We start from the raw sequence: 26,685 nt of genomic DNA, 5'->3' as shown, positions 1-26,685 counted from the left end.
CCCCACATTCGACACTCCGCGAAACCGACTCAAGGGAGATGCATTTTGCAAGATTACATCATTTGGTTTGAACACCTGGGAATGTCTGATGTGGACCGGGTAGGCGGTAAGAACGCTTCCCTCGGTGAAATGATCAGTAATCTCGCCAATGCGGGCGTGACTGTGCCCGGCGGGTTCGCGACGACCTCTCACGCTTACCGAGAGTTTCTGGCGACCGATGGCCTGAAAGACAAAATTGATGAAACCCTGGACGTGCTGGACGTTAACGACGTTAACGAACTGGCTCGCGTTGGCGCGAAGATCCGCCAATGGGTGATTGCTACGCCTTTCCCCGCAGTGCTTGACAACGCCTTGGCTGAAGCCTATACCCAGCTTCAGAACGGCAACCCTAAAATGGCAGTTGCGGTGCGCTCCTCCGCCACCGCGGAAGACCTGCCAGACGCCTCTTTTGCGGGCCAGCAGGAAACTTTCCTGAACGTAGTTGGTCTGGACAAGATTCGCACGTCGGTGAAAGAAGTGTTTGCTTCTTTGTTTAACGATCGCGCGATTTCGTACCGTGTTCACCATGGCTTCGACCACAAACTGGTTGCCCTGTCGGCAGGCATCCAGAAGATGGTGCGCAGTGAGACCGCCGCAAGCGGCGTTATGTTTACTCTGGACACCGAATCCGGTTTCCGCGGTGTGGTGTTTATCACCGGCTCTTACGGGCTGGGCGAAACCGTGGTACAGGGCGCAGTGAACCCTGACGAATTTTACGTGCACAAGTCCACGCTGACCGCTGGCCGCCCTGCGGTGCTACGCCGCAATCTGGGCAGCAAAGCCATCAAAATGATTTACCACACAAACCCGACCGAGGGTGAGTTTGTGGAAACTGTGAAGGTCGACGCCGCCGAACGTGGCCGTTTCTGCATCACCGATGCGGAAGTGGAAGAACTCGCCAAGCAGGCGATGATTATTGAAAATCACTACCAGCGCCCGATGGACATCGAATGGGCCAAAGACGGCGACGACGGCCGTATTTACATTGTGCAGGCGCGCCCGGAAACCGTAAAAAGCCGCGCTTCTGCCAACGTGATGGAGCGCTACCTGCTGAAAGAAACCGGCAAGGTGCTGGTGGAAGGCCGCAGCATTGGCCACAAGATTGGTGCCGGCCCGGTGAAAATTATCACCAGCATCAATGAAATGGACAAGGTGCAAGACGGCGATGTATTGGTTACCGACATGACCGACCCAGATTGGGAACCGGTGATGAAGCGCGCCTCCGCCATAGTCACCGATCGTGGCGGCCGTACCTGCCACGCGGCCATTATTGCCCGTGAACTGGGTATTCCTGCGGTGGTTGGCTGTGGCGATGCCACCGAATTGCTGAACAACGGCCAGGAAGTGACGGTTTCATGCGCTGAAGGCGACACCGGGTTTATTTATGAGGGCGCGCTGGACTTTGAACTGCGCGAAAATACCATAGAATCCATGCCCAACATTCCGTTCAAGATCATGATGAACGTGGGCAACCCGGACCGCGCCTTTGACTTTCAGGCGCTGCCAAACGAAGGCGTTGGCCTGGCCCGTCTGGAATTTATCATCAACCGGATGATTGGTGTTCACCCCAAAGCGCTGTTGAACTACGACACTTTGCCCCGTGATATCCAGCAGACGGTCGACAAGCGTATTTCCGGTTATTCGTCGCCGGTGGATTTTTATGTGGACAAGCTGGTGGAGGGTATTTCGACCCTGGCAGGGGCGTTCGCACCGAAGAAAGTGATTGTGCGCATGTCAGACTTTAAGTCTAACGAGTACGCCAACCTGATTGGCGGCGCGCTTTACGAGCCGGATGAAGAAAACCCGATGTTGGGGTTCCGCGGTGCATCGCGCTACATCTCTGAAACCTTCCGCGACTGTTTCGAGCTGGAATGCCGTGCCATGAAGCGGGTGCGCAACGAAATGGGCTTCACCAACGTAGAGGTGATGATTCCGTTTGTACGCACCGTAGGCGAAGCGGCTCAGGTTATGGAGTTGCTGGCGGAGAACGGTCTGAAGCGGGGCGAGAATGGCCTGCGGGTGATCATGATGTGCGAGCTGCCCAGTAACGCGCTGCTGGCGGATCAGTTCCTGGAGCACTTCGACGGCTTTTCTATCGGGTCTAACGACCTTACCCAGCTGACTTTGGGCCTGGACCGGGATTCCGGCATTATTGCTCACTTGTTTGATGAGCGTAACGACGCGGTTAAAGTGCTCTTGTCGAGCGCCATTCAGGCCTGCCGTAAGGCCGGTAAGTACATTGGTATTTGTGGACAGGGCCCGTCTGACCATCCGGACCTGGCCAAGTGGCTAATGGAGCAGGGCATCGACAGCGTGTCTTTAAACCCGGATTCGGTGCTGGATACCTGGTTCTTTCTGGCAGATCAGAAGCCGTACTGATGAGTAGACGCCGCCTTCATCGCATTCATTGCGCCCGCAATCGATGCAGGCGGCGTGTCTGGTTCTATCACGATACGGTTGAACCTAAACCACCGACTGGGGACGGATTTGAAATCCGTCCCCTATTTGCCCAAGCTGAACCTAAACCACCGACCGGGGACGGATTTCAAATCCGTCCCCTATTTCCCGGTGCTGATAAAAGGAGTGATTACGCTGTGTCTGAGAAGAACGTGTCTGATGCTGCCGGCCTGACGGTAAGAACGGTCATAACCCCTGACCTGTGCGACGAATTTCCAGAAGTACAGGTTGTTGAACCGGGGTTTCGCAACTTTGGCGCCATTGACAACTTTGGCGGGGAGATTGTGACCGTGAAGTGTTTTGAAGATAACTCGGTGGTGAAACAGCAGGTAGGCTTGCCGGGCCTTGGCCGGGTAATGGTCGTCGACGGTGGTGGGTCAAAACGCAACGCACTGCTGGGGGATATGCTGGCGGAAAAAGCGGCCAGTAACGGTTGGGCCGGGCTGATTATTTATGGCTGTATTCGCGACGCCGATGTGATCGCCAAAACCGCTCTTGGCGTGCAGGCATTGGGAACCCATCCGCGCAAAACAGAAAAGCATGATGTGGGTGACCTGAACATTGCCGTGACCTTCGGTGGGGTTACCTTCCACCCGGGGCATTTTGTGTACGCCGATAACAACGGCATTATTGTGTCGGAGAAAGCGTTGGTGTGAACCTCGGACCGGGGACAGATTTCAAATCTGTCCCCTACTTTGCTCTCTCGGACCGGGGACAGACTTCAAGTCTGTCCCCTATCTTTTAGTCAGTCACTTCAGCAATATTCACACCCAACAAAAAACCATCACCCTCGGGCTCGCAGCGCAACACATCGCACAGGGTCTCCAATGGCGGAAACTTATCGCTGGTGGGGTGCAGGGTGGTGCGCAGCTCAGAGCCTACAGCCATTCGCTGAGCCACCAGAATCTGCATGCCCGAAGCGCTCAGGTCACGGCACACGCCGGCAAAGGTATTGCCGTTGCTGTCTATAATTTCAATATCCGTGTTCACCTGCATTCGATGAAAATCACGCTTTTCTGAATAATCCCTCATAGCATTCAGGCCCAGTTGTCGTTTTTACGGGTGGGTTTTAGCATCGGTATCAGCAGTGCCAACAACACACCGCCTAGCACCAAGCCGGCGCCGAGCAGCATGAAGTCTGATTCTTTACCGGCTTCCATGCGCTCGTTTTCTGCTGTCAGTACTTCCAGTTCATTACGAATTTTTTGATTTTCTTCCAGCAACTCGCCATTGCGGCGCTCAAGATTAATCGCGTTGGAGGCAATATCTTTGATACGTTTGAGTTCAGCCATAAGTTCGGACGAGCGGTCAGCCAGGCTGCTTTCGGAATTTTGCAGACTGTCGCGTTCACCGGTTATGTTTGCCAACAGGTCCTGCATTTGGCGTACTTCCGCCTGTGCGGTTTCCAGTTCCTTACGCACTTGCGCGAGCTGTGTTGCGGCAATCGGTGTTGTGCTCAGATACTGGCTGGCCACCCAGCCCACGGTGCCTTTGGCCGTGCGTACTTTGCTGTGGCCATTCTGATCAGATTCCAGCAACTCCATCGCGGTGCCACTGGGCACGGCGTTCTCAATGATACGGAACTGGTTGCCTGCGCCAGAGCGCACTGGCAGGTAGATTTTGTCGTCTACCCACACAGTTCGGGCCTGGGCCGCGGCAATGGACGAGAACACAAAAACGAGGACAACAAGCAGACGAAAAGGGGTCACTGGACGGGGTTCCTGAAAGTTTCTGTTTGAACAAAAAATGGATAAGGATGTAATTCTGGCACACTGGCTTTGTCGATCAAGCGCGTATTCATTACCAAACGCTCATGGCGACTTTTATCAGGTACCTATTGTCGAATACTAGGGCAATACCCGCTTGAACGGTTTCACCTGCACCTGCCTATAAACTCCGGCGCTGACGTAGGGATCTGCGTCTGCCCAGCTTTGTGCTTGTTCGAGGGATTCGAACTCGGCTATTACCAGGCTGCCACTGAAGCCGGCATCGCCAGGGTCATTGGTGTCTATGGTCGGGTGTGGGCCAGCAACCAATAAACGGCCTTCATTGGCCAATGTGTGCAAACGCTCCAGATGAGCCGGGCGGGCGCTTTGGCGAAGTGCCAGGCTGTTATGGATATCTTCACTGATGATAGCGTAGTACATAAGAGGGCGCTCTTCGTTTAGGTTCGGCGTTTAGGTTCGGCTTTTCAGTGTGGCTTTTAAGCTCGGTCGTATCGGTGATGGCTGTTATAGTGGGCTACGTTAAAATGTTTACCCTTCCCCGAAATCAGGAATGCTTGTGACTATTATGCAGCATCAGTCAGCTCAACAGCATGACGCGACTATACCGCAACACCCGCCGTTGTGCATCGACCTGCATTGCCACAGCACTGCGTCAGACGGCGCCCTGAGCCCCGCTGACTTGCTGGCCCGGGCCCACCAGAAGGGCGTTAGCCATCTGGCATTAACCGATCACGATACCCTTAACGGCTTGGGGCCGGCGCGACTTGCCGCTCAGGATTACAATATTGAGTTGATTGCCGGCGTTGAATTGTCTTGCGCCTGGAGAAGCCACACCATTCATATTGTGGGTCTGGATTTTGCCGAAGATGATCCGCAGTTTCTGGCGCGGTTGCAGCAGCAGAATGCCAATCGCCACGCCCGTGCCGGCGTGATTGTAGAGCGCCTGGCCAGGTTGAAGGTTGATAATCTGTTAGAACACGCGACCAAACACGCCGGTGGGGATGTGCCGGGGCGCCCGCATTTTGCCCAGGCGTTAGTGGATGCCGGTGTGGTAAAGAACATTGCCCAGGCATTCAAGCGTCACTTGGGTGCAGGCAAGCCGGGAGATGTAAAAGCCTATTGGCCAGAGTTGGAAGAAGTGGTGCGCTGGATAAACGACGCTGGCGGTATAGCAGTGCTGGCGCACCCGCGTAAGTACGACTTGAGCGCGACCAAACTTCGGGCATTGGTGGCAGATTTCCGGCGCGCCGGTGGCCAGGGAATGGAAGTGTGTAGTCCGGGCCTGACATCTTCAGACATCGGCTTTTTGGTGCAGCTATGCCAGACCGAGGGTTTATGGGCATCCCAAGGCAGTGATTTTCATACGCCTAAGGCGCCTTGGGCGGAGCTGGGGCGGATACAAAAAATGCCAGAAGGGCTTTCACCCGTCTGGCATCATTTCAGGCAACCCATCGCGCTTTGATTCCGTCGCCCCGCTTTTTATAAGCGTGGGCGCGCTAACGCAATAGGGTAAGGCGCCGAATCAGTCTGGCGCGTGGAACAACAGGTACAGGTCGGTCAGTGAATCCGGGATTGCCTCTGCCATCTGTGTCGACAGGGTTTCGCTGTCGCGCACGTTCTGGAAGTCTTCATCTTCGAATAAGCCGGACAGCGCCAGCATGGGCAGAATCAAATCGCCCACTTCTTCTTCGCTGGCGGCTTCCATCCAGGCGTCTTCCCGTTCCATAAAGGTTTCGATGAACCCGGCGCACCAGTTTTCCAGTGCGTTCATGGGGTCATCGTCTTCAGGCTCGGGCAGTTCCAGGGCCAGGCCCATATCCAGCGCGTTGGCCATGGCGCCGCTCAGTTTCTGCACGCAGCGACTGAACACGTCTGGCACTTTGCCACCGGGAAGGGCGTCAACGCCTGTGGCCAGCAGGAACAGCTCGTCTACCGAGTAGTCTACTGGCCCCACAACGCTGGCACACACCAAACCGTGGAAACCGAAGAAGTCTACTGCGTCTTCGCCCCAGGGCTCTGCAAACAGAATTTCTTCCAGGGCTTCAATGTCAGCGTCGGTTAGCATAATTACTCGCCTCCGCCATTTTTGGCAGTTTCCGCTGCGCGCTGGCGCTTACGTACTTCACGTGGGTCGTTATAAGCCCGGCCCGGCGCTACTGGTGCTGCCGGAGTTTCGGGCGCTGCGTCGGCTACCTGTGCTGCCGTTGGCTGCTCGGCAGCAACGTCGGCTTTAGCGGTGGCGGCGTTGTTGTTGCTGGCGCCGTTGTTTGCGGGCTGCGGCTCTTGCTCGTTAGCGGGTTCTGTTTTCGCCGCTTTGGCTTTGCGGGCAGGGGTGCGCTTGCGGGTTGGCTTGGTTGGCTTATCCGCGTTTTCGTCCTCTGCGTCGGCTGGCGTGGCTTCAGCAGTGGAGCTTTCAGCTTCCACGCTATCCAGCTTTGGGCTCGCTACCTCCGGGCTGTCTACCTTCGGGCTGTCTACCTTCGGGCTATCTACCTTCGGGCTATCTACCTCAGGTGTGTTGGCTTTTGCGGGCTTATCTGCCGCCTTTCGGGTGCCGCCATTGTAGGCATCTATTCTGGAAGGTGCTGCTTTGGCCGCAGAAACCGTTGCGCTTTCCGGGGCTGCTTCAGCAGGCGCTTCGGATGCAGGCGCAGCGGTTTTGGCTACTTCTGGCTCCGGCGCTTTTTCTACCGGCTTTGCTGCAACAGGCTGCTCGCGGGTTGTTTCAGACGACGCGTCTGCCGTATTTTGTGCAACCTGCGGCGCTGCTTGCTCGGCAGGTTTTGCAGCTACTGCAGGCTGTACCTGAGCATCTGCGGGCTTGTCAGCGGCCTTGGCCTTCGCTTTGGCGCGGTCTTCGGCGTCACGGGTTTCCGACTGGGTGTCTTGTTGATGAATTTCACTGCGAGCTGCCTTGCGCTCGGCCGGGTTTGATACCGGATTCTCAGCCGGTGAACCATCACGGCCACGGCTGCGGCGAGGCTTGCTGCGGCGTTTTTCGTCACCACCGGCTCTGCCTGCAACTGCGGGGCTCTGCGCATCGTTCTGGTCGTTATAGCTTGGACTTGGGCTTGGGTTAGGGCTTGAGCTGCGGAGTTCTGCAGCTTTTTGCTCTATAGCCGGCTTCTGATCCGCCTGTTCAGCGTTCGGCTTATTGCCATCGCGGCTTGTGTCACGAGTTGAATCGCGGTTGGAGCGGCTGCGATTCTGGTTGTCGCGGCGACCATCCCGGCGTGTGTCGTTGCCACTGCTTTGGGTGTTGCCGTTCTGTACATTGTTGCTCTGGGCGCCGCTGCTTTGTGAATTGCTGCTCTGGGAGTTGCTGCTTTGAGCACTGCTGTTCTGGCTGCCTGTGTTGGTTTTGTCTTCGCTGCGAGCGCGTCCGCGGTTGCTGCGGCTGCGGCTGTCGTCGGTGCGATTGCTTCGGTTATCGTCGTTACGATTACTGGAGCTAGAGCTACTACTACGTTCGCCACTGCCGCGGCTGTCTTGCTGGTCGTCACGGGCGACGCGGGTTTTGCGACGGTCCTGGCGCTCATTGCGGCTTGTGGTGGGGCGCTGCTTGGAGCTGTCGCTATTGCCTGCCGGTTTGGCATTGCGGCTACTGCTGCTATTAGCAGCGGGCTGGCTTTCTTCTTCACCGTTGAAGAAAAGCGCAATTTTACGACCCAAACGGCTGAACATGCCTTCGTCGCGGGCTTGCACGGCTGCGGCTGCGGCTTTAGCGGGTGCTGCTGCCGGTGTCGCCGCAGGCACGGGTGCGGTGGGGCGCACGGATTTTACGGCGGCCTGTTCGCGCACGGGTTTTTCTTGCACGGTTACGTCAGCGACTTCTTCTTCGCGCTCACTGTATTCCTGAGCCACCTGGTGGCTGGATATGTGCTCGGAACCGGTTTCGTCGTCGCGCATGCGGATGATTTCAAAGTGCGGGGTTTCCATTTGCGGAACCGGCACAATCACAATCGACACTTCCTGATTGGCTTCAATCGTCGCCAGCTGCTTGCGCTTTTCGTTCAGCAGGAAGGTAGCCACGGATACCGGCACAACGGCACGTACTTCGCCGGTTTTGTCTTTGGAAGACTCTTCGTAAATCAGGCGCATGATGCTCAGCGCCAAGGATTCGATACCGCGAATGGTGCCCTGGCCTTCACAGCGCGGGCATACTTCGCTGCGGGTTTCACCCAGCGACGGGCGCAGACGCTGGCGCGACATTTCCAGCAAACCAAAGCGGGAAATCTTGCCGACCTGAACACGGGCGCGGTCGATTTCCAGGGCTTCGCGCATTTTGTTTTCTACTTCGCGCTGGTTACGGGCCGGGGTCATATCAATGAAGTCGATAACAATCAATCCGCCCATATCCCGCAGACGCAGCTGGCGGCCGATTTCTTCGGCGGCTTCCAAGTTGGTTTGCAGCGCGGTTTCTTCTATATCGTGGCCTTTTGTAGCCCGCGAGGAGTTGATGTCGATGGACACCAGCGCTTCGGTCGGGTCAATCACGATAGAGCCGCCAGACGGCAGTTTTACTTCACGCTGGAAGGCGGTTTCGATTTGGCCTTCGATCTGGTAACGGCTGAACAGCGGGATTTCGTCGCTGTACAGTTTGATTTTGTTTTCAAAGGTAGGCATGACGGCGCGCACAAAATTCAGCACGTCTTCGTGCACGGCGGCGGCGTCAATCAGCACTTCGCCGATGTCCTGGCGCAGATAATCGCGCACGGCCCGGATAATCACGTTGCTTTCCTGATGAATCAGGAAAGGTGCTTTACGTTCGCCAGCGGCCTGGGTGATGGCTTCCCAGAACTGTACCAGGTAGTCCAGGTCCCATTGCAGTTCTTCGCTGTTGCGGCCAATGCCCGCGGTGCGAACAATGATACCCATAGACTTGGGTACCTGAACCTGGTTCATGGCTTCTTTAAGCTGGGCCCGTTCTTCGCCTTCAATGCGGCGGGAGATGCCACCGGCACGGGCGTTGTTGGGCATCAGAACCAGGTAACGGCCAGCCAGCGAAATATAGGTGGTTAGCGCTGCGCCTTTGTTGCCGCGTTCTTCTTTATCCACCTGAACAATCACTTCCTGGCCTTCGGCGATCACATCTTTGATGTTGACCTTGCCTTCGATCTGGCCGGGAGATTTTTTGAAGTATTCCTTGGAGATTTCTTTTAACGGAAGAAAACCGTGACGATCAGCACCAAAATCCACAAAGGCGGCTTCCAGGCTGGGTTCTACCCGGGTGATTTTACCCTTGTAGATGTTGGCCTTTTTTTGCTCCCGTGAGCTGGATTCGATATCGAGGTCAAATAGGCGCTGGCCGTCAACCAGGGCGACGCGCAACTCTTCGGGGTGAGTTGCATTTATAAGCATTCTTTTCATGGAAAGGATGAATTCCTGTCGTTTGATTTTAAACAGAAAACCATCGAGAAAGGCATTAGCGAAGTGGAGGCTGCCAGACGAATCAAGCCCTTATGGGGCGCAACTCTGTTTGTTCTAGACCACCATCGATGATTCCGGTGCCCGCGGGCAGGAAAGGATCGGTTAAGGTGATTGTCTGTAGGCGCATGTTATCCGTTTTCAGGTTCACACAAGTGCTTGGTCTTACGTCGTATTCGTAAACTGGACGGCCTGGCCTTGCGTGGCAATGAATCTTCGTTATGTCGTCCCCGGCGGTATTCCGCAAGGTTTGTTTCGGCTCCCGTGCCGGTTAGCAGCCAATGTTGGTCCTGCGCCGGGATGTGGGGAGTCTTTCGTCGCCGCGGCTGTAACAATTAAGAGCCCGGCATTGCTGTTGCACTTCAAACTTAAGAGCTGCTTCATTTCAAGCTTGCGAGCCACTTCAATTCAAACTCGCAAGTAGTGTCGGTATACTGCAACCGCTCCGGCTTCTGACTGGAGTCTGTCAGGCCGTAAACAAACGGCGTAGCACATCGAAATATAACAGTATTCCCCGGGCCAAGCAACGAAGCCCGCTTCATTCTAAAGGAATTTCATGTCGCAGAAAAATCCGTCTCCTGAAATCCCGCGCCCGGCTGTGCTGTGGGTAACGGTAGACGAAGACAATCACGGCCAGCGTCTGGATAATTTCCTGATGGCGCAGCTGCGGGGCGTTCCTAGAAGTATCATTTACCGCATTGTTCGCAAAGGCGAGGTTCGAATTAACAAGGGCCGTGCAAAGCCTGATACCCGGGTAAAAACCGGTGATCAGGTGCGCATTCCTCCGGTGGTGCGTAAAGAAAAAGCACCTCAGGTCGCGCCCGGCGACAGGGTGCAGGCGGTGGTAGAGGCAGCTGTCGTGTTTGAGAACGAACAGCTGCTGGTGGTGAATAAGCCGTCCGGTATTGCGGTTCATGGCGGCAGTGGCTTGAGCTTCGGGCTGATTGAGGTGCTGCGGGCCGGGCGACCACAGGCGCGATTTCTGGAATTGGTGCACCGACTTGACCGGGATACCTCGGGATTGGTGATGGTGGCGAAGAAGCGCTCGGCCCTGCGTTACCTGCAGGATGAACTGCGGCACAGGCGCATTCGTAAACACTACCATGCCCTGGTATCCGGCCATTGGCTGGCAGGGGTGAGTAAAGTGGCCCAGCCGCTGTTGCGCTATGAAATGCCCAACGGCGAACGCCGGGTAAAAGTGGACGACGCCGGCAAAGAATCGCTGACGCTGTTTCGCTGCCTGGAGCGTTACGACGGTTACAGCCTGGTAGAGGCATCACCGGTCACCGGCCGTACTCATCAGATTCGCGTGCACGCCGCTTTTGCCGGTCATCCTATTGCCGGTGACGACAAATATATGGACGATGCCAGCCTGAAGGCGTTTCGCGCCCTGGGGGGCTCGCGCCTGATGCTTCACGCACAGGCGCTGGAGCTGAGCTTGCCGCCAGACGGCGACGGTCACAGCCCGGCGCTGAAGCTGGAAGCACCTTATGACAACGCCTTCACGGCGGCTTTACAGAAACTTGCAGCCCGCACAGGACGCAATGAATGAACGTAAAAGTGGTTATTTTCGATTGGGACGGCACCCTGGTCGATTCCGTAGAGCACATTGCCGAGAGTTTGCACCTGGCCTCGACCGCCCTGGGTTTCCCCGCGCTTGCGCGTGAGGCTTACCGGGATATTATCGGGCTGGGCATTGAAGAGGCACTGCAGCAGCTGTACCCCGGTATTAGCACGGCAGACATCACTGGAATGCGTGAGGGCTATCGCGAGCACTTCTTCAAGAAAACCACCACGCCACAAAATGTGTTTGCCGGTATTGCCGATACCTTGACAGATTTGCGCGGAGCCGGGCGTCACTGTGCCGTCGCTACTGGTAAGAATCGCAGCGGGCTGGATTTTGCCTTGAGTTCCAGCGGTCTGGGGCCGCATTTCGGAATCACCCAGTGCGCCGATGAGACCCGCTCAAAGCCAGACCCTGCGATGTTGGCGCGGATTCTGGAGTTTTATGGCATCAAGCCCGAACAGGCGGTGATGATTGGCGATACCCGCTACGACCTGGACATGGCGCAACGGATTGGCATGCCCTCTATCGGCGTGGAGTGGGGTGTGCACAAACGTGACGTGCTGGGCCAGTATGCACCCCACGCCATTGTTGAAACGGTCACAGATTTACGTCAGGTTTTGGGTTTGTAAGAATAGGTCAGTCACCATAGAGGATGTGTAATGAGCGAATGGGATTCAGGCAAAAACGACGGCAAGCCGGGCTGGAATGATCAGCCAGCGGCGGTAGCCGGCGCAAGCGAAGGAAAGCAGAGTCGCCAGGACCGTAAACTGATTGAAAAACTGGTCATGTCGATGCAGGTGGAGCAGCGCCGCAGCCGACGTTGGGGCATATTTTTCAAGTTACTGACGTTTGCCTATCTGTTCGGGATTGTGTTGCTGTTCAAGTTTCCGCTGGGGCAGGGGATCGAAAGTGCGACCGGTGGCATGCACACCGCGGTGATAGGCGTCGATGGCCCCATTGCAGCTGATGAGTTGGCCAGCGCCGATAATATTGTCAGTTCGTTGCGCTCGGCGTTTGAAGAGCCTGACGCCGCTGCGGTGATCTTGCGCATCAACAGCCCGGGTGGCAGTCCGGTGCAATCCGGTTACGTGTACGATGAAATCAAGCGCCTGCGGGCTGAATATCCCGACAAGAAAGTGTACGCGGTGATTTCTGACGTCGGCGCCTCGGGTGCTTACTACATTGCATCTGCGGCCGATGAAATATACGCCAATCGCGCCAGTCTGGTGGGTTCCATTGGTGTGGTGGCGGGTGGATTTGGCTTTACCGAAGTGATGGAGAAACTGGGGGTCGAGCGCAGGTTATACACCGCCGGTGACAGCAAGGGCTTCCTGGACCCGTTCTCTGCCGAGAAGCCAGAAGAAGTGGCGTTCTGGCAAAGTGTTCTGGAGAACACGCACGGGCAGTTCATTGCGGCTGTGCAGCAGGGACGGGGTGATCGCCTGGCAGACGATCCAAGAGTGTTCAGCGGCCTGATCTGGAGTGGCGAACAGGCGCTGGAGCTTGGCTTGATTGATGGTCTTGGCAGTACCTCCTATGTGGCGCGGCAGATTGTCGGCCACGAGAATCTGGTTGACTACAGTCGCGCGCGCTCACCGCTTCGGAATCTGATGGATCAGCTTGGCGTTTCGGTAGGCCATGGTGTGGCGCAATACGTCAGCGAGCAGCGTCTGGAATTGCGTTAGCGGGCGCCTTGAAGAAGCGGGTTGCAGTCCCAGTTAATGAGCATTCGATTGAGGGCAATCAGGGGCAGACCAATCAGTGCGTTCGGGTCTTGCCCCTGCAGGCTGTCAAACAGAGTGATTCCGAGGCCTTCCATCATGAAAGCGCCGGCGCACTGATAGGGCTGTTCGCGCCGCAGGTAGGCTTCTATTTCGGCCTGGCTCAGGGAGCGGAACTGCACGTTAAAAGGTTCACAGTGCTGCTGGCTGGCACCCGTAGAGCTGCTTAGTAAATAGAGGCTGGTATAGAAGTATACCTGTTGCCCGCTGCTGCGGGTGAGCTGGCTCACGGCATTGCTGTGTGTTCCGGGTTTGTCGAGAAATTCGCCATTGGCCAGGCAGGCGACCTGGTCCGAGCCGATAATCCAGTGTTGCGGGTATTGTTCAGCCAGGGCTTCGGCTTTTTGCCGGGCCAGGCGCAAGGCCAGTTCTTGCGGTGCCTCGCCTCTGGCCGGGCTTTCATCAATATTCGGGCTGGCGCAGTCGAAGTTCAGGCCCAGGCGCTGAAGCAGCTCGCGCCGCCAGGGTGAAGACGACGCCAGCACCAGAGTGGGTGAAGTGCCATTATCGGTTTGTTTGGCGTGGCCGCTGCGGGGCAAAGATGTGTCTGCCATGGTGTATCCTTGTAGGGTTATCCGTAAAACCCGGCCAAAAGCCGATGAAGTCTTTGACACGGGGCCGTGTCGCCCCTAGAATTGCGCGCCTATGTCAAATGCGATAAATTCCAAGCTACCCAAATCCGTCGATCCATACAAGCTGGCGGAACAGCATACGGTTCTGGAAGGCGATGTGCCTACTGGGGCTTTAGCTCGTTTCCGCGATGCCGTCATGGGCCTGGATGACAACGCCGTTTGTAGCGTTCGTCTGTCCTTTTGGATGGATCCTGAACGTCGCCGTGTTGTAAGCGGTGAGCTGGCGGCTCCGGTGCAGTTGCAGTGTCAGCGTTGCATGGGGCCAATGCAGGTAACTTTACGTTCACACTTTGAGCTGGGGCTAGTCACCAGTGACGAGCAGGCGCAACGGCTACCGCAAAGCCTTGAACCGTTTTTGACAGACGACTTCAACGCCAACTTATGGTTGATGGTTGAAGACGAGCTGTTGTTGGTGCTGCCGCCGTTCCCGCTTCATGAGCGCGACGAGTGCCCGGCGCGAGAAGATCTGGAAGCCCTGGAGCCTGGCAGTAATGCAGAAGAGCCGGCCGGGAAATCCGCCGAGAACCCGTTCAGCGTGCTGGCGGGCCTTAAAAACACGAAGCACTGAAGGCTTTTTTTGAGCTGTGTTTTCGAACTATGGTTTCAAAATCGGTTTTCAGAGCGTTTCATTTTTATCAATAACCATACGCATGACTTGCAGCGTTTTAGCTCAGGATTGCGTTTACAGGTCAGGAGTTGAACCATGGCTGTACAGAAGAGTCGTAAAACCCGTTCCAGGCGTGGCATGCGTCGTTCACACGACGCGCTGAGCGCCGCTGCACTGTCTACTGACGTAACTACCGGTGAAGTACATCGCCGCCACCACGTGTCGCCTGATGGCTTCTATCGTGGCAAGCAGGTCATTGAAGCGCGCGACGAGTAATTCCGTTACGGGATTGCTCTGATCTATGCCTGAAACACACACGGTGAAGCCTGTCACAATTGCGATCGACGCCATGAGCGGCGATCGTGGGCCTTCAGTGACTGTTTCAGCAGCGGTTCAGGCAGTGCACGAAAATAAAGCCTTGAGCATCATTCTGGTGGGAATCCGGAGCGAGCTTGAGGCTTTGTTGTTAAAGAGCGCGCCTCAGGGTCACAGCCGTATTCGTATTGAGGAAGCGGCCGACGTGGTGCGAATGAATGACCGCCCGTCGTTCGCCCTGCGCCACAAACGCAATTCATCGATGGCGGTGGCTGTGCGCCTGGTTGCCGATGGTAAAGCCGGCGGTTGCATCAGTGCCGGCAACACCGGAGCTCTCATGGGTTTCGGGCGCAGCATCATCCGTATGTATCCGGGTATCGAGCGCCCCGCGATCGCTAAACTCATACCGTCGTTAAGGGGCCGCTGCCACGTGCTGGACCTGGGCGCCAACGTGGATGCCAGCGCTGAAAATCTTTACCAGTACGCGCTTATGGGGTCTTTGTTGGCCACCGCTGTAGCCGGCAAGTCTGAACCCCGTGTGGCACTTTTGAACGTGGGTGAAGAAGAGAACAAAGGCAATGAGCAGGTGCGCCTTGCATCCCACTTACTGGCCCAGAGCGATACGATTAACTACATTGGCTATGTAGAGGGCAGCGATCTGTTCAGTGATGTGGCCGATGTAGTGGTGTGCGACGGTTTTGTCGGTAATATCGCTCTAAAAACCGGCGAAGGTGTGGCCGGGCTGTTAATTGAGCTGTTGGAGCAGGCGTTCACGCGCTCGCTGTATGGGCGTTTTGTGGGCTTGCTGGCCAAACCGCTGCTGCGGAAACTGTTGCGGCTGATTGATCCGTCGCGTCATAACGGAGCGAGTTTGCTTGGCCTGCAGGGGGTGGTGGTTAAAAGCCACGGTAATGCCAATGAGCATGGTGTGTTGGCAGCGGTCCGCCTGGCAGTGCGTGAGGTTGAGTGCGAGGTGCCCCGGCGCATTAACGAACGACTTGATGAAATCCTGTTATGATCGGGGTGCGCAGTACCTGTGCTGGCATGTACTATTGGCTAGCTTCCGCAAACCTTTAAAGACGATAAGATTCGACCTATGAAATCAGCCTTTATTTTCCCCGGCCAGGGTTCTCAGTCTATCGGCATGTTGTCTTCAGCTGCCGAGACTTGGCCCATTATCAACAAAACGTTTGCCGATGCCTCTAGTGTGTTGGGTTATGACCTGTGGCAGATGTGCCAGAAAGGCCCGGTTGAAGAGCTGAATCAGACTATGATTACCCAGCCCGCCTTATTAACAGCCAGCGTGGCTCTGTGGCGCCAGTGGTGTGTCGAAGGGGGAGTTCTGCCGGACTTTTTCGCCGGCCATAGCTTGGGTGAGTACAGCGCACTGGTTGCTGCCGAGAGCCTGGATTTTGTGGAAGCAGTGAAGCTGGTGCGGCTGCGCGGCGAACTGATGCAAGAAGCGGTGCCCGCCGGTGAAGGTAAAATGGCCGCCATTCTTGGCCTGGAGGCTGCCGACGTGATTGCAGCTTGTGCCAGCGCGGCGCAAGGGCATGTGGTGTCGGCGGTGAACTTTAACGCCCCGGGCCAGGTGGTGATTGCTGGCGATACCGCCGCTGTCGATCGCGCGATTGAAGCCTGTAAAGAGAAAGGCGCGCGTAAAGTCATGGCGCTGCCGGTCAGCGTGCCGTCACATTGTGCGCTGATGAAAGGCGCGGCTGAAGAGCTGGCAGACGCTTTAGACGCCGTAAGGTTCAGCGACGCCCACGTACCTGTTATACAAAATGTTAACGCCGCGGCCGAGACAGATTCCGCTAAACTTAAGTCAAACCTTTTGCAGCAGCTGTATTCGCCGGTACTCTGGATAGATTCGGTGCGCACTCTGGTTGATAATGGTGTAGAAGTGGCCGTTGAATGCGGCAGCGGAAAAGTACTGGCAGGGCTGGTCAAGCGTATAGAGCGCGACCTGGCGGTATACCATATTGAAGACGAAGCCAGCTTGAAAAAAGCACTGGCAGCGTTTCCTAAAGCCTGAAATCAGGCAAAATCTGTTGATTATTCAACAATAAATTTGAACGGAATAAGGATGCATTGCATGTCTCTGGAAGGCAAAGTTGCACTGGTTACCGGTGCTACCCGGGGGATTGGTAAAGCCGTGGCCCGGGCTTTGGCAGAGCAGGGTGCCGAAGTGATCGGTACCGCCACCAGCGCCGCAGGTGCTGAATCGATCAGCGCCGAATTGCAGGCCGGTGGCTTCAAAGGCTACGGTTTGGTAATGAACGTTGCCGACCCGAAGAGCATTGAAGACGGTCTGAAAACGATCGCCGAAAAATCTGGCGCTCCGCTGATTCTGGTCAATAACGCCGGTATTACCCGTGATAATCTTCTACTACGTTTAAAAGATGATGACTGGGCCGATGTTTTGGAAACCAATCTGACCAGCGTATACCGCACCAGTAAAGCGGTACTGCGTGGCATGGCAAAAGCGCGCTGGGGCCGGGTGATTAATATCAGCTCGGTCGTTGCCAGCATGGGTAACGCGGGCCAAGGTAACTACTGCGCGGCCAAGGCCGGCGTTGAAGGGTTTACCAGGAGCCTGGCAAAAGAAATGTCTGCCCGTGGAATTACCGCCAACTGTGTGGCTCCAGGGTTTATTGATACTGATATGACCCGTAAACTGGACGACGGTCAGCGTGACGCTATGTTGAACGTTATTCCTGCGGGTCGTTTGGGTGAGCCGGAAGAAGTCGCGGCAGTTGTTGCGTTTCTGGCATCGAATGCAGCTGCCTATGTGACGGGTGAAACCATTCACGTAAACGGCGGTATGTACATGGGGTAAGCCCGCAGGCGGGCATGTGCGGTAAACCCTTGGCGCACAATTGGTTACCAACAGCCGCTGCTTGTTTGCAGTTAGGCTTTACACTAAACTGGCAGCAATTGGTTGCTTGGTTGACACACAAAGTGAGGACATTATGAGTACAGTTGAAGAGCGCGTTAAGAAGATTGTTTGCGAGCAGTTGGGCGTTAAAGAGTCCGAAGTTCAAAACTCATCTTCTTTTGTTGAAGATTTGGGCGCTGACTCACTGGACACCGTTGAGCTGGTTATGGCGTTGGAAGAGGAATTCGAAACTGAAATTCCTGACGAAGAAGCCGAAAAACTGGCCAGCGTTCAGAATGCCATCGACTACATCGTATCGCATACCTGATACGCTGACGTTTAGTAGGCAATAAAAAAGCCGCCCTTGGTCATTCAAGGTGCGGCTTTTTTATTGGCAAAAATCGGCTCGAACGCTGAAGTGTTAGACGTGTTAGAAGTGTTAAAGGAATCGAAAGTGGGAGCGGGAAGGTGGTGAATGTTGTGTGGGCGGAAGAGGGCGGACTGGCAGCGAATGACCGCGGGTTGGCCTATGGTGACGGACTGTTTGAAACCATTCGCATGCAGGGCCGGCGGGGTGCCCTGCTGGGCCGCCACCAGCGCCGACTGCTAGCCGATGCCGAACGCCTGGGTATCACGGTTGGCCACGATGCCCTGAGCCGCGCCTGCCAATTAGCGGCGGAACGCTATGCTCCGGGTTTTGGCGAAAAAACGGATGCCCATTCCGGGACAGGCGGCTGGCCCGGGAAAGGTGGCTGGGTGCTGAAGCTGATTCTTAGCCGTGGCCCGGGTGGGCGCGGCTATCGCCCAGACAGTAACAGCTGCCCGCAGTTGCTGGTCAGCGCCGGGCCTTTGCCGCCACTGCCGCCGGCAACGGGTGTGGTCGCGGATATTGCACGGCAAAGATTAACGGTTAACCCGCAGCTGGCCGGTATGAAAACCCTGAATCGCCTGGAGCAGGTGATGGCGGCTCGTGAACTGACCGATGGGGTTTTTGAGTTGATCATGTGTGACCACAATGATTGCCTGGTAGAGGGCACCAGAACCAATGTACTGGTAAAAACCACGGCCGGATGGATAACACCGCCGGCAACGGCTCTGGCGGTAGACGGTGTGATGCGCCAGTGGGTGCTTGATTGCCTGCGCCGCCGCGGTGAACCGGTATTGGAGCGTTCGCTCAAACTGGCTGACCTTAGGGTGCCAGCCTGTGAAGGTCTGTATTTGCTCAGTAGCGTGCTGGGTGTGGTGCCGGTTTATCAATTGGCTAATGCTCATTTGCCTGTCACCGGCGGACTTGCGACAATCTGTGACCTGCTGACCACTCTGGAATAGACTCCTTGTTTAAAAAACTGTCCTTGTTGAATAAATTAATTCTAATGATGCTGGGAGCGGCGCTGCTGATGGCGGCTGGAACGGCACTGTGGGTGTCCCAGGGCCTGAAAACGCTGGATATGCCAGGCCAGCTGGAACAGCCGCAATTGTTCGCCGTGCCCCAGGGTACCGCTTTTAGCCAGGTTGCCCGGCAGTTGGAGCAACAGAACCTGGTGCCCGATAGCCTGTGGTTGCGGGTATACGGCAGGCTGCATCCGCAGCAAACCCTGGTTAAGGCCGGTGAGTATGAATTTATAGACGGCCAAAGCCCGAAAAACATGCTGCAAATGATGATCGACGGCGACACCAAGCACTGGGCGCTGCAATTCATCGAAGGCTGGACCTTTGCCGAGGTGCGCAAGGCGTTGGCCGCGGCTCCGCGCCTGCAACAAATAACCGCAGACTGGAGCAGCGCCGAAATCATGACGGCGGTAGGTGCCGAGGGCAAGCATCCCGAAGGTTGGTTTTTCCCCGATACCTATCTGTTTATCAGCAGCAACTCCGACCTTGATGTGCTGCAGCGCTCGTTCGACCGTATGCAGAGCGTGCTGGCGGAAGAGTGGGCTGCCCGGGCCGCGGATTTGCCCTACAAAACGCCTTACGAAGCGCTGATTATGGCGTCTATTGTCGAGCGTGAAACCGGCGCAGCGCACGAGCGTGAGCAGGTAGCCGGCGTGTTTGTGCGGCGTATGCACAAGGGCATGCGCCTGCAAACCGACCCAACGGTGATTTACGGCATGGGTGACCAGTATACAGGCCGCATTACCCGTAAAAATCTGCAGACGCACACGCCTTACAACACTTACCGAATTGACGGTCTGCCGCCCACGCCCATCGCCCTGGCCGGTCGCGAAGCCATTCATGCAGCCCTGCACCCCGCTGACGGTAAAGCGCTGTTTTTTGTGGCTCGCGGTGATGGCACGCACACGTTTTCCAATACCCTGGATCAACACCAGCGGGCGGTTCGGCAGTTCCAACTGAACCGGCGCAGTGATTACCGGTCGTCTCCGGCGCCCGTTGTGCCCGCGGAGGACGCCGCCGAGAGCAGTTCCGCGCAGCAGGAAGTACCGGAAAAACAGCCATGAGTCAGCGGGGCCGTTTTATAACCTTTGAAGGCACCGAAGGGGTGGGAAAGTCCACCCAGTTGGCTACTGCTGCGGCCAGCTTGCGCGCTGCGGGTATCAACGTTCTGGTCACCCGCGAGCCTGGCGGTACACCTATGGCCGAGGCGATTCGCGAGCTCCTTCTGGCGCCGCGAGACGAACCAGTGCATGAGCTGACCGAGCTGCTACTGATGTTCGCCGCCCGTGCCCAGCACCTGCATACCCGCATTTTGCCGGCGCTGACTGCTGGCCAGTGGGTGTTGTGTGACCGTTTTACCGATGCAACTTTTGCTTACCAGGGCGGTGGCCGCGGCACGCCCGCCGAGCGTATAGAGTTGCTGGAAACGCTGGTGCAGGGCGATCTTCGCCCTGACCATATTGTGCTGCTGGATGCGCCGGTGGAAACCGGCATGGCTCGCGCCCGCAAGCGCGGAGAGCTGGATCGCTTTGAGCAGGAAACCGTGGAATTTTTCGCCCGTATTCGCGCAACCTATTTACAGCGTGCCCGTCGCGATCCTCAGCGTTACCACATTATAGATGCCAGCCAACCGCTGGCGCGGGTAAGTGCAGATGTGGAGCGCTTGCTTCTCGCGATCGTCAATCTTTGAATATTTGCGCGATGACTGCTTTACTTTAGTAGTACGCGGATTCTCCGTGCACACGAGTGAATCCTGAATGGCGCTTGTCCGCGTCAAAGAGCGGAACTTATGCTGAACGCAAAGCTGTTGAAACTGCCTACCGCTTCGCACCAGCATCGCCACGAACACCATCAGGTGGTTGTGGGTGTGCAGGGTGAGGCCGATTTGTTCGTTGATGGCAATGCTTCCCATCTGGATGCCTGGCGTGCGTGCCTGGTTCCCACCGATGCGCGCCATGATTACAGTGGCGACCAGCGTAATCATGTATTGGTGATTGATGTCGACCCCTACATGCCCAGCGCTGGCAGCAGTGCCCACAGCCACTATCAGCGCCTGAAACCTCTGTTCCGGCAATCGAGTACCTTGCGCCTGGACAACCGGCTTCAGGGCCTGGTGCAGTTTGCCGCCGACGAGTTTGACCGGGCTCCGGAGAACAGCTCGCTGCACCAGCACCTGGCGGGGACCATTCTGCATTGTCTGGCCCAGCGCCTGGCAGAAGTGCCGCAGCATCCCGCGCCCCTGCGCAACACTGTGAACCCCGAGACGGTGCGTCGTTTTTTGCTTGAAAACCTGCACCGCGACATCGGCGTTCAGGACATGGCTGCCGTTTCTTGCCTGAGCGTCAGCCGTTTTCACGATCTGTTTCGCCAGAGCACCGGCACCACACCCCATCAATTTCTTCTGCAAACCCGAATCGAGCAGGCTTCGAAACTGCTTGAGAGAACGTCGCTGTCAGTGTCTGAAATTAGCCACCGTACCGGATTTTCTTCTCAAAGCGCATTGGCCAACGCGCTGCGAAAGTACCGCGGAACGACCGCGAGTGCTCTGCGTGCTCGCTGTTAAGCTCCGATTTCCTTCCGTTTTTCTTTCGATTTCTTCCAATTGCGTCTGATTTTTCGGGGTTTAAGCGGGTAAATTCAATTTCCGCAGGAATTTGCAAATAAACAGTAGGAATTTGCAAGATCGAGATCCGTAGTAATACTAATGTATGAGGACTGGCATCAATAAATGGTGTGGCGATTTTCTTGGTGTGCCTGCATTGGAGACAGACTTGCTCCCTGGGTGTCCGTTTGACAGAGGTGTCTTTATGTTTCGTGCGAGCAAGGTTCTGGAGCCGGCGTTTCAAGAGCAGCCGCGTTCCTTCTTCTGGCAGGGATTAACGGAAAACTATCAGGTAGACGAAGCCGCTTATCTGAAAGAGCTGATACCGCTTGCACAGAGTGACGCCTCCGAGCACAAAGCGATAACCGATACCGCCAGTTCGCTGATTGCCAAAGTACGCGTGCAAGACGACTCCGTGCACATGATTGACGCGCTGTTGCAGGAATACAGCTTGGATACCCAGGAAGGCATTTTGTTGATGTGTTTGGCCGAGGCGCTAATGCGTATCCCGGACAAGCACACCGCTGACGCACTGATCAGAGACAAAATGTCGAGCGCTGACTGGAAAAAACACGTTGGCCGCAGTGAATCGACCCTGGTTAACGCCTCCACCTGGGGCCTGATGCTCACCGGTCGTGTGGTGAAGATGGACAAACGCCTTGATGGCTCGCCGTCGAATGTCTGGAACCGCTTGGTTAAACGCAGCGGCGAGCCGGTCATTCGCGGCGCCATGAACCAGGCCATGGCCATTATGGGCCAGCAGTTTGTATTGGGCCGTGACATCAACGAAGCCCTCAAACAGGCCCGTGATTACCGCAAAATGGGTTACAGCTATTCCTTCGATATGCTCGGCGAAGCGGCGATGACGCAAGATGACGCTGGCTGCTACCTGAAAGACTATTTACAGGCGATTGAGGCGGTAGGTAACGATACTTTTCCGCAAAATAACGCCCCGCGGCCATCGATTTCCATCAAGCTGTCAGCTCTGCACCCCCGTTATGAAGTTTCCCAGGAACACCGGGTGCTCACCGAGCTATACAGTACCGTGTGTGACCTTGTGCAGTTCGCCCGTGACAAAGACGTGTCTATCACCATAGACGCCGAAGAAATGGACCGTTTGGAGCTGTCGCTGAAGCTGTTCGAGAAAGTCCTGACGTCACCGGCCGCATCAGGCTGGGGCGGTTTCGGCTTGGTTATTCAGGCCTACTCGAAGCGCGCTCTACCGGCGCTGTGCTGGCTGACCAAGCTGGCAAAGGAAACCGGTGACGAAATTCCCATTCGCTTGGTGAAAGGCGCTTACTGGGACACCGAAATCAAGATGTGCCAGCAGATGGGCATTGCAAGCTACCCGGTATTCACTCGCAAAGAAGCCACCGATACGTCTTACCTGGCGTGCCTGCGCTTCTTGCTGAGCGATTACACTCAGGGTGCTCTGTACCCACAGCTTGCGAGTCATAACGCACACACAGTGGCGTCGGTTCTGGTTATGGCCAGGAAACGCAATCGCAAAATTGAGTTCCAGCGCTTGCACGGTATGGGCGACGCTCTGTACAACAGCATCCTGCAAGAACACGACATTCCGGTTCGTATTTATGCACCGGTGGGTGCCCACAAAGATCTGCTGCCGTATCTGGTTCGCCGTTTGTTGGAAAATGGCGCCAACTCGTCGTTTGTTCATCGCTTGGTGGATGCCGACACGCCGATTGAAGACCTGGTGCAAAACCCGGTGCAGGAACTGCAGAAATACGACTCGCTGGCGAACAGCCGCATTCCGGGGCCTGCGAATATTTTTGGCGAGCAGCGCCGTAATTCCCGCGGCATGAATATTCACGTGGCATCCCAGCTGGAGCCGTTAATAAAAAATCTGCAGAAGTGGAACAGCACCCGCTGGCACGCGTGCCCGGTTATTAACGGTGAGCGCCGCAGCGACGGCGAAAAGACGGAAGTGCGCGCGCCCTATGACCAAAGCAAACGGGTAGGTGACGTGGCTTGGGCGGATGAAAGACACGCCGAAGACGCCTTAAAAGCCGCCTCTGCCGGCTTCCGCGATTGGAGTGAGCGCCCGGTTGAAGACCGTGCTGTGTGTCTTGAGAGGTTCGCGAACCTGATGGAAAGGCACATGGAAGAGCTGATGGCTCTGTGCTGCCAGGAAGCCGGGAAAACCATGCAGGACGGTATTGACGAAGTGCGCGAAGCCGTCGATTTCTGCCGCTATTACGCCAACGATGGCCGTGCCCGCTTTGCCAAGGCCATTGCGTTGCCCGGTCCCACTGGCGAAAGCAACGAGTTGTACATGGAAGGCCGGGGCGTTTTCCTGTGCATAAGCCCCTGGAACTTTCCGCTGGCTATTTACGCGGGCCAGATTATGGCGGCCCTGGTAGCAGGTAACACCGTGATTGCAAAACCCGCAGAGCAGACCAGCCTGGTGGCCATGCGCGGTATGGAGCTGATGCTGGAAGCCGGCTTCCCGGCCGATGTGCTGCAGTTCCTGCCGGGCGACGGCGCCAGGCTCGGTAAGGTGCTGACTCCGGATCCGCGCATCGCTGGCGTCTGCTTTACCGGTTCAACCCAGGTTGCACATGTTTTGAACCGCACCTTGGCGGAACGCCCCGGTGCTATTGTGCCGCTAATCGCCGAAACCGGCGGCCAGAACGCGATGATTGTTGACAGCAGCGCCTTACCCGAACAGGTTGTGCGCGATGTGGTGCAGTCTGCGTTTGCCAGTGCCGGTCAGCGCTGTTCAGCGTTGCGGGTTCTTTACATTCAGCAAGACGTAGCCGATCGCATGGAAACCCTGTTGGCGGGCGCCATGAATGAGCTGGTGGTCGGCAATCCGGAAAGCCACAGCACCGACGTGGGCCCGGTGATTGACCAGAAAGCCAAAGAGAATCTTGACAAACACTTGGCCAATCTTGAAGCCAACGCTCGGTTTATTGGGCGCAGAGAGTTGCCAAGCGATTGTTCCGCAGGTTATTTTGTAGTTCCTTCTGCTTACGGTATCAACAGCATTAATGATCTGGACGGTGAGCATTTCGGTCCCATTTTGCACGTGGTGCGCTATGAGGCGGAGCAACTCGACAAAGTTATCGACGAAATAAACGCCACCGGTTACGGCCTTACACTGGGTATTCACAGCCGTAGCGAATCCACCGCCGCCTACATCGAGCGCCGGGTAAAAGTGGGCAATTGCTACGTGAACCGTAACCAGATTGGTGCAGTGGTAGGGGTGCAACCATTTGGTGGACGCGGATTGTCTGGCACTGGCCCGAAAGCGGGTGGCCCACACTACGTGTTGCGTTTCGCGACCGAGCGCACCCGTACGATCAACACCACAGCGGTGGGCGGTAACGCATCACTGCTGTCGTTGGGTATTGAAAAAGTTTGAAGGGCGCGATCCTCTTAAATCAGTAGGGAATGGAAACTGCACAAAACGAAAAGAAACGGTAGGGAGGCAATAAGTATTGTGATGTCGAGGCATGCGTTGTGAGTAGAAGAGCTTTATCAGGTGAGATCAAAGAAAGTTAAAACAACAAACGGTGCGACCACCCGAATTTAATGGGTGAATGCGCCGAACGGTCGGAGTTGGTTCCGTCCTATTTGAACTGGAGGAGTTTCATGGCTATTGGCGTTTGGATCAGTCTAATTGGTTACTTTGGGCTTATGATTGCTATCGGCATTTATGCGATGCGCACATCTACGTCCTCATCCGAAGATTACATGTTGGGTGGGCGATCGCTCAGCCCAAAAGTGGCGGCGCTTTCGGCTGGTGCTTCGGACATGAGCGGATGGTTACTTCTGGGTCTTCCGGGTGCGTTGTACGTATCGGGTTTGGCCTCAGCCTGGATCGGTATTGGCCTGTTTGTGGGCGCGTTCGTAAACTGGACGCTTGTTGCGCCCCGACTGCGCGAACAAACGGTTCATTATGGTAATGCTATTACCATTCCGTCCTTTCTGGCAAATCGATTCCCGACCCAGGCGCTTTCATTGCGCACGGTGTCGGCGATCGTCATCGTTGTCTTCTTTGCCGTTTACACCGCGTCTGGCCTGGTTGCTGGCGGTAAGCTGTTCGAAAGTGCGTTTTCCGGCATTTTCAATTTCGGTGGCCTGAGCGACTACGCCGTGGGTATTATCATCACACTGGGCGTGGTACTGGTATACACGGTTATTGGTGGTTTTCTAGCAGTGAGCATGACGGACTTTGTTCAGGGCGTCATCATGATGCTGGCGCTGGTGCTTATGCCGGCGGTTGTGCTGTTTGGTGAAGGCGGCGGCGGTTATACGCAGGCGGCTCAGACCTTGAATGAAATCGACCCCACGCTCCTGTCCTGGACAGAGGGGCTGACCTTTATTGGATGGCTTTCTGCGGTCACCTGGGGCCTGGGTTATTTCGGTCAGCCTCACATCATCGTGCGCTTTATGGCTATTCGTACTCTTAAAGAGGTTCCGGTTGCCCGCAACATCGGTATGGGCTGGATGGCTATTTCGCTGATTGGTGCCATCTCTCTGGGTATCTTTGGTCGGGCCTATGCGGTGCGCACCGGTATGGCGATTGATGATCCGGAAACCATCTTTATTATCCTGTCTGACCTGTTGTTCCACCCGCTGATTACGGGCTTCCTCTATGCTGCGCTCTTGGCTGCGGTTATGAGTACCATCTCCAGTCAGCTTCTGGTGTCCTCGTCTTCTATGACGGAAGACTTCTACCGCCTGTTTTTGCGCAAAGAAGCGTCTGATCGCGAGTGCGTGAACATTGGTCGTGTTTGTGTGGTTCTGGTTGGCTTGGTGGCTGCGTTTATTGCATCTGACCCCGACTCTCAGGTTCTGGGGCTGGTCAGTAACGCATGGGCAGGCTTTGGTGCCGCGTTCGGTCCGCTGATTCTGCTGTCGCTGATGTGGCCGCGCACTAACGGTACCGGTGCAATCTCTGGTGTAGTTGTGGGTGCGGTTACTGTTATGGTCTGGATTTCACTGGGCTGGGGTAGTGAGTTCATGGGTGGTCCGGGCGTTTACGCGATCATTCCTGGCTTCATCGCTTCCTGGATTGCGATCATGGCTGTTAGCAGCATGACGGCTGATGCCGGTGAATATCAGCACATCGAACGGTAAACGAAGAAAATAGGGGGCAGATTTCAAATCTGTCCCCGGTTGGTGATGAAAGGGGCCCCTTCGGGGGCCTCTTTTTTTGTGTCTGGGCATAAAAAAATGCCAGCTCTCGGGCTGGCGTTTTTAGATAGGGGACAGATTTGAAATCTGTCCCCGGTTTG

General features: G+C 56.0%; 24 protein-coding genes. 18 read left to right on the top strand and 6 right to left on the bottom strand.

From position 1 onward, the window contains the following. Positions 1–45: 45 nt before the first annotated feature. Together ppsA and rraA are read left to right on the top strand one after the other, a co-directional pair. Positions 46–2,418: a phosphoenolpyruvate synthase gene (gene ppsA, locus ATI45_RS07720; protein WP_098418977.1), complete on the top strand. Its 2,373-nt coding sequence runs from the start codon at positions 46–48 to the stop codon at positions 2,416–2,418. Positions 2,419–2,633: 215 nt separating this feature from the next. Beyond that, positions 2,634–3,152: a ribonuclease E activity regulator RraA gene (gene rraA, locus ATI45_RS07715; RefSeq protein ID WP_098418976.1), complete on the top strand. Its 519-nt coding sequence runs from the start codon at positions 2,634–2,636 to the stop codon at positions 3,150–3,152. An 85-nt stretch (positions 3,153–3,237) separates the two neighbouring features. Here the strand turns inward: rraA and ATI45_RS07710 are convergent, their stop codons facing one another. The 3 genes from ATI45_RS07710 to ATI45_RS07700 all read right to left on the bottom strand — a co-directional run bounded on the left by ATI45_RS07710 (position 3,238) and on the right by ATI45_RS07700 (position 4,643). Next, a complete protein-coding gene (locus ATI45_RS07710; protein WP_098418975.1) occupies positions 3,238–3,528 on the bottom strand; it encodes a PilZ domain-containing protein in 291 nt (96 codons plus the stop codon). Between the two features lie 5 nt (positions 3,529–3,533). Then, a complete protein-coding gene (locus ATI45_RS07705) occupies positions 3,534–4,205 on the bottom strand; it encodes a TIGR04211 family SH3 domain-containing protein (RefSeq protein WP_098418974.1) in 672 nt (223 codons plus the stop codon). Between the two features lie 138 nt (positions 4,206–4,343). Continuing rightward, positions 4,344–4,643 (bottom strand): YciI family protein, encoded by a 300-nt coding sequence (locus ATI45_RS07700; protein WP_098418973.1) that lies wholly within the window; start codon positions 4,641–4,643, stop codon positions 4,344–4,346. 130 nt (positions 4,644–4,773) lie between these two features. Here ATI45_RS07700 and ATI45_RS07695 point away from each other — a divergent pair, with 130 nt between their 5' ends. Next, complete coding sequence (locus ATI45_RS07695) at positions 4,774–5,685, top strand: PHP domain-containing protein (RefSeq protein WP_416376564.1); 912 nt, start codon at positions 4,774–4,776, stop codon at positions 5,683–5,685. Positions 5,686–5,745: 60 nt separating this feature from the next. On the opposite strand, the gene ATI45_RS07690 is transcribed toward ATI45_RS07695, so the two are convergent. Both ATI45_RS07690 and rne read right to left on the bottom strand, forming a co-directional pair. Continuing rightward, positions 5,746–6,288 carry a YecA family protein gene (locus ATI45_RS07690; protein WP_098418971.1) on the bottom strand — a complete coding sequence of 181 codons (543 nt, stop codon included), beginning with the start codon at positions 6,286–6,288 and terminating at the stop codon, positions 5,746–5,748. Positions 6,289–6,290: 2 nt separating this feature from the next. Further along, positions 6,291–9,593: a ribonuclease E gene (rne, locus tag ATI45_RS07685; RefSeq protein WP_098418970.1), complete on the bottom strand. Its 3,303-nt coding sequence runs from the start codon at positions 9,591–9,593 to the stop codon at positions 6,291–6,293. 613 nt (positions 9,594–10,206) lie between these two features. Between rne and rluC the strand changes: the two genes are divergently transcribed. The 3 genes from rluC to ATI45_RS07670 are packed head-to-tail and all read left to right on the top strand — an operon-like array spanning position 10,207 to position 12,902. Further along, positions 10,207–11,202 carry a 23S rRNA pseudouridine(955/2504/2580) synthase RluC gene (rluC, locus tag ATI45_RS07680; RefSeq protein ID WP_098418969.1) on the top strand — a complete coding sequence of 332 codons (996 nt, stop codon included), beginning with the start codon at positions 10,207–10,209 and terminating at the stop codon, positions 11,200–11,202. Beyond that, positions 11,199–11,846 (top strand): HAD family hydrolase, encoded by a 648-nt coding sequence (locus ATI45_RS07675; protein ID WP_098418968.1) that lies wholly within the window; start codon positions 11,199–11,201, stop codon positions 11,844–11,846. Before rluC ends, ATI45_RS07675 begins: the two co-directional genes overlap by 4 nt. 30 nt (positions 11,847–11,876) lie before the next feature. Continuing rightward, entirely contained in the window at positions 11,877–12,902 is a 1,026-nt protein-coding gene (locus ATI45_RS07670; protein ID WP_098418967.1) for a S49 family peptidase, read from the top strand. On the opposite strand, the gene ATI45_RS07665 is transcribed toward ATI45_RS07670, so the two are convergent. Then, positions 12,899–13,552 (bottom strand): Maf family protein, encoded by a 654-nt coding sequence (locus tag ATI45_RS07665; protein WP_179888392.1) that lies wholly within the window; start codon positions 13,550–13,552, stop codon positions 12,899–12,901. The genes ATI45_RS07670 and ATI45_RS07665 overlap by 4 nt on opposite strands. Before the next feature lie 91 nt (positions 13,553–13,643). Between ATI45_RS07665 and ATI45_RS07660 the strand changes: the two genes are divergently transcribed. From ATI45_RS07660 to putP, 12 genes are all read left to right on the top strand, one after another. Continuing rightward, on the top strand, positions 13,644–14,198 hold the full coding sequence (locus tag ATI45_RS07660; RefSeq protein ID WP_098418966.1) for a YceD family protein: 555 nt from the start codon (positions 13,644–13,646) through the stop codon (positions 14,196–14,198). Between the two features lie 135 nt (positions 14,199–14,333). Continuing rightward, positions 14,334–14,513: a 50S ribosomal protein L32 gene (gene rpmF / locus ATI45_RS07655; protein WP_098418965.1), complete on the top strand. Its 180-nt coding sequence runs from the start codon at positions 14,334–14,336 to the stop codon at positions 14,511–14,513. Positions 14,514–14,538: 25 nt separating this feature from the next. Further along, entirely contained in the window at positions 14,539–15,570 is a 1,032-nt protein-coding gene (gene plsX / locus ATI45_RS07650) for a phosphate acyltransferase PlsX (RefSeq protein ID WP_098418964.1), read from the top strand. A 78-nt stretch (positions 15,571–15,648) separates the two neighbouring features. Next, a complete protein-coding gene (gene fabD, locus ATI45_RS07645; RefSeq protein WP_098418963.1) occupies positions 15,649–16,587 on the top strand; it encodes an ACP S-malonyltransferase in 939 nt (312 codons plus the stop codon). A gap of 60 nt (positions 16,588–16,647) precedes the next feature. Then, entirely contained in the window at positions 16,648–17,391 is a 744-nt protein-coding gene (fabG, locus tag ATI45_RS07640; RefSeq protein WP_098418962.1) for a 3-oxoacyl-ACP reductase FabG, read from the top strand. 133 nt (positions 17,392–17,524) lie between these two features. Then, a complete protein-coding gene (gene acpP / locus ATI45_RS07635; RefSeq protein WP_014871749.1) occupies positions 17,525–17,758 on the top strand; it encodes an acyl carrier protein in 234 nt (77 codons plus the stop codon). Between the two features lie 140 nt (positions 17,759–17,898). Then, positions 17,899–18,759 carry an aminotransferase class IV gene (locus ATI45_RS07630; protein ID WP_098418961.1) on the top strand — a complete coding sequence of 287 codons (861 nt, stop codon included), beginning with the start codon at positions 17,899–17,901 and terminating at the stop codon, positions 18,757–18,759. Positions 18,760–18,764: 5 nt separating this feature from the next. After that, the gene (gene mltG, locus ATI45_RS07625; protein WP_098418960.1) at positions 18,765–19,883 is read left to right on the top strand and encodes an endolytic transglycosylase MltG; all 1,119 of its coding nucleotides are present in this window, start codon (positions 18,765–18,767) and stop codon (positions 19,881–19,883) included. Next, the gene (tmk, locus tag ATI45_RS07620) at positions 19,880–20,509 is read left to right on the top strand and encodes a dTMP kinase (protein WP_098418959.1); all 630 of its coding nucleotides are present in this window, start codon (positions 19,880–19,882) and stop codon (positions 20,507–20,509) included. Before mltG ends, tmk begins: the two co-directional genes overlap by 4 nt. Before the next feature lie 99 nt (positions 20,510–20,608). Beyond that, positions 20,609–21,382, top strand: coding sequence for an AraC family transcriptional regulator (locus ATI45_RS07615; protein ID WP_098418958.1), 774 nt, complete (start codon positions 20,609–20,611; stop codon positions 21,380–21,382). 244 nt (positions 21,383–21,626) lie between these two features. Further along, on the top strand, positions 21,627–24,806 hold the full coding sequence (gene putA / locus ATI45_RS07610; protein WP_098418957.1) for a bifunctional proline dehydrogenase/L-glutamate gamma-semialdehyde dehydrogenase PutA: 3,180 nt from the start codon (positions 21,627–21,629) through the stop codon (positions 24,804–24,806). A 230-nt stretch (positions 24,807–25,036) separates the two neighbouring features. Next, positions 25,037–26,527, top strand: a complete 1,491-nt coding sequence (putP, locus tag ATI45_RS07605) for a sodium/proline symporter PutP (protein WP_098418956.1) — start codon at positions 25,037–25,039, stop codon at positions 26,525–26,527. Positions 26,528–26,685 lie beyond the last annotated feature (158 nt).

It is taken from the genome of Marinobacter sp. LV10MA510-1 (genome assembly GCF_002563885.1).
In the GTDB taxonomy this organism is placed as follows: Bacteria; Pseudomonadota; Gammaproteobacteria; order Pseudomonadales; family Oleiphilaceae; genus Marinobacter.
This window is presented reverse-complemented; position numbering and strand designations above follow the sequence as displayed.

Coding starts and splice junctions, on each gene's coding strand:
- ATI45_RS07675 (WP_098418968.1), top strand. CDS start 11,199: ATGAACGTAAAAGTGGTTATTTTCGATTGGGACGGCACCCTGGTCGAT.
- plsX (WP_098418964.1), top strand. CDS start 14,539: ATGCCTGAAACACACACGGTGAAGCCTGTCACAATTGCGATCGACGCC.
- rpmF (WP_098418965.1), top strand. CDS start 14,334: ATGGCTGTACAGAAGAGTCGTAAAACCCGTTCCAGGCGTGGCATGCGT.
- ATI45_RS07660 (WP_098418966.1), top strand. CDS start 13,644: ATGTCAAATGCGATAAATTCCAAGCTACCCAAATCCGTCGATCCATAC.
- rne (WP_098418970.1), bottom strand. CDS start 9,593: ATGAAAAGAATGCTTATAAATGCAACTCACCCCGAAGAGTTGCGCGTC.
- ATI45_RS07690 (WP_098418971.1), bottom strand. CDS start 6,288: ATGCTAACCGACGCTGACATTGAAGCCCTGGAAGAAATTCTGTTTGCA.
- fabD (WP_098418963.1), top strand. CDS start 15,649: ATGAAATCAGCCTTTATTTTCCCCGGCCAGGGTTCTCAGTCTATCGGC.
- ATI45_RS07700 (WP_098418973.1), bottom strand. CDS start 4,643: ATGTACTACGCTATCATCAGTGAAGATATCCATAACAGCCTGGCACTT.
- putP (WP_098418956.1), top strand. CDS start 25,037: ATGGCTATTGGCGTTTGGATCAGTCTAATTGGTTACTTTGGGCTTATG.
- ATI45_RS07695 (WP_416376564.1), top strand. CDS start 4,774: ATGCTTGTGACTATTATGCAGCATCAGTCAGCTCAACAGCATGACGCG.
- ATI45_RS07670 (WP_098418967.1), top strand. CDS start 11,877: ATGAGCGAATGGGATTCAGGCAAAAACGACGGCAAGCCGGGCTGGAAT.
- tmk (WP_098418959.1), top strand. CDS start 19,880: ATGAGTCAGCGGGGCCGTTTTATAACCTTTGAAGGCACCGAAGGGGTG.
- putA (WP_098418957.1), top strand. CDS start 21,627: ATGTTTCGTGCGAGCAAGGTTCTGGAGCCGGCGTTTCAAGAGCAGCCG.
- acpP (WP_014871749.1), top strand. CDS start 17,525: ATGAGTACAGTTGAAGAGCGCGTTAAGAAGATTGTTTGCGAGCAGTTG.
- ATI45_RS07665 (WP_179888392.1), bottom strand. CDS start 13,552: ATGGCAGACACATCTTTGCCCCGCAGCGGCCACGCCAAACAAACCGAT.
- rluC (WP_098418969.1), top strand. CDS start 10,207: ATGTCGCAGAAAAATCCGTCTCCTGAAATCCCGCGCCCGGCTGTGCTG.
- fabG (WP_098418962.1), top strand. CDS start 16,648: ATGTCTCTGGAAGGCAAAGTTGCACTGGTTACCGGTGCTACCCGGGGG.
- ATI45_RS07710 (WP_098418975.1), bottom strand. CDS start 3,528: ATGAGGGATTATTCAGAAAAGCGTGATTTTCATCGAATGCAGGTGAAC.
- ATI45_RS07615 (WP_098418958.1), top strand. CDS start 20,609: ATGCTGAACGCAAAGCTGTTGAAACTGCCTACCGCTTCGCACCAGCAT.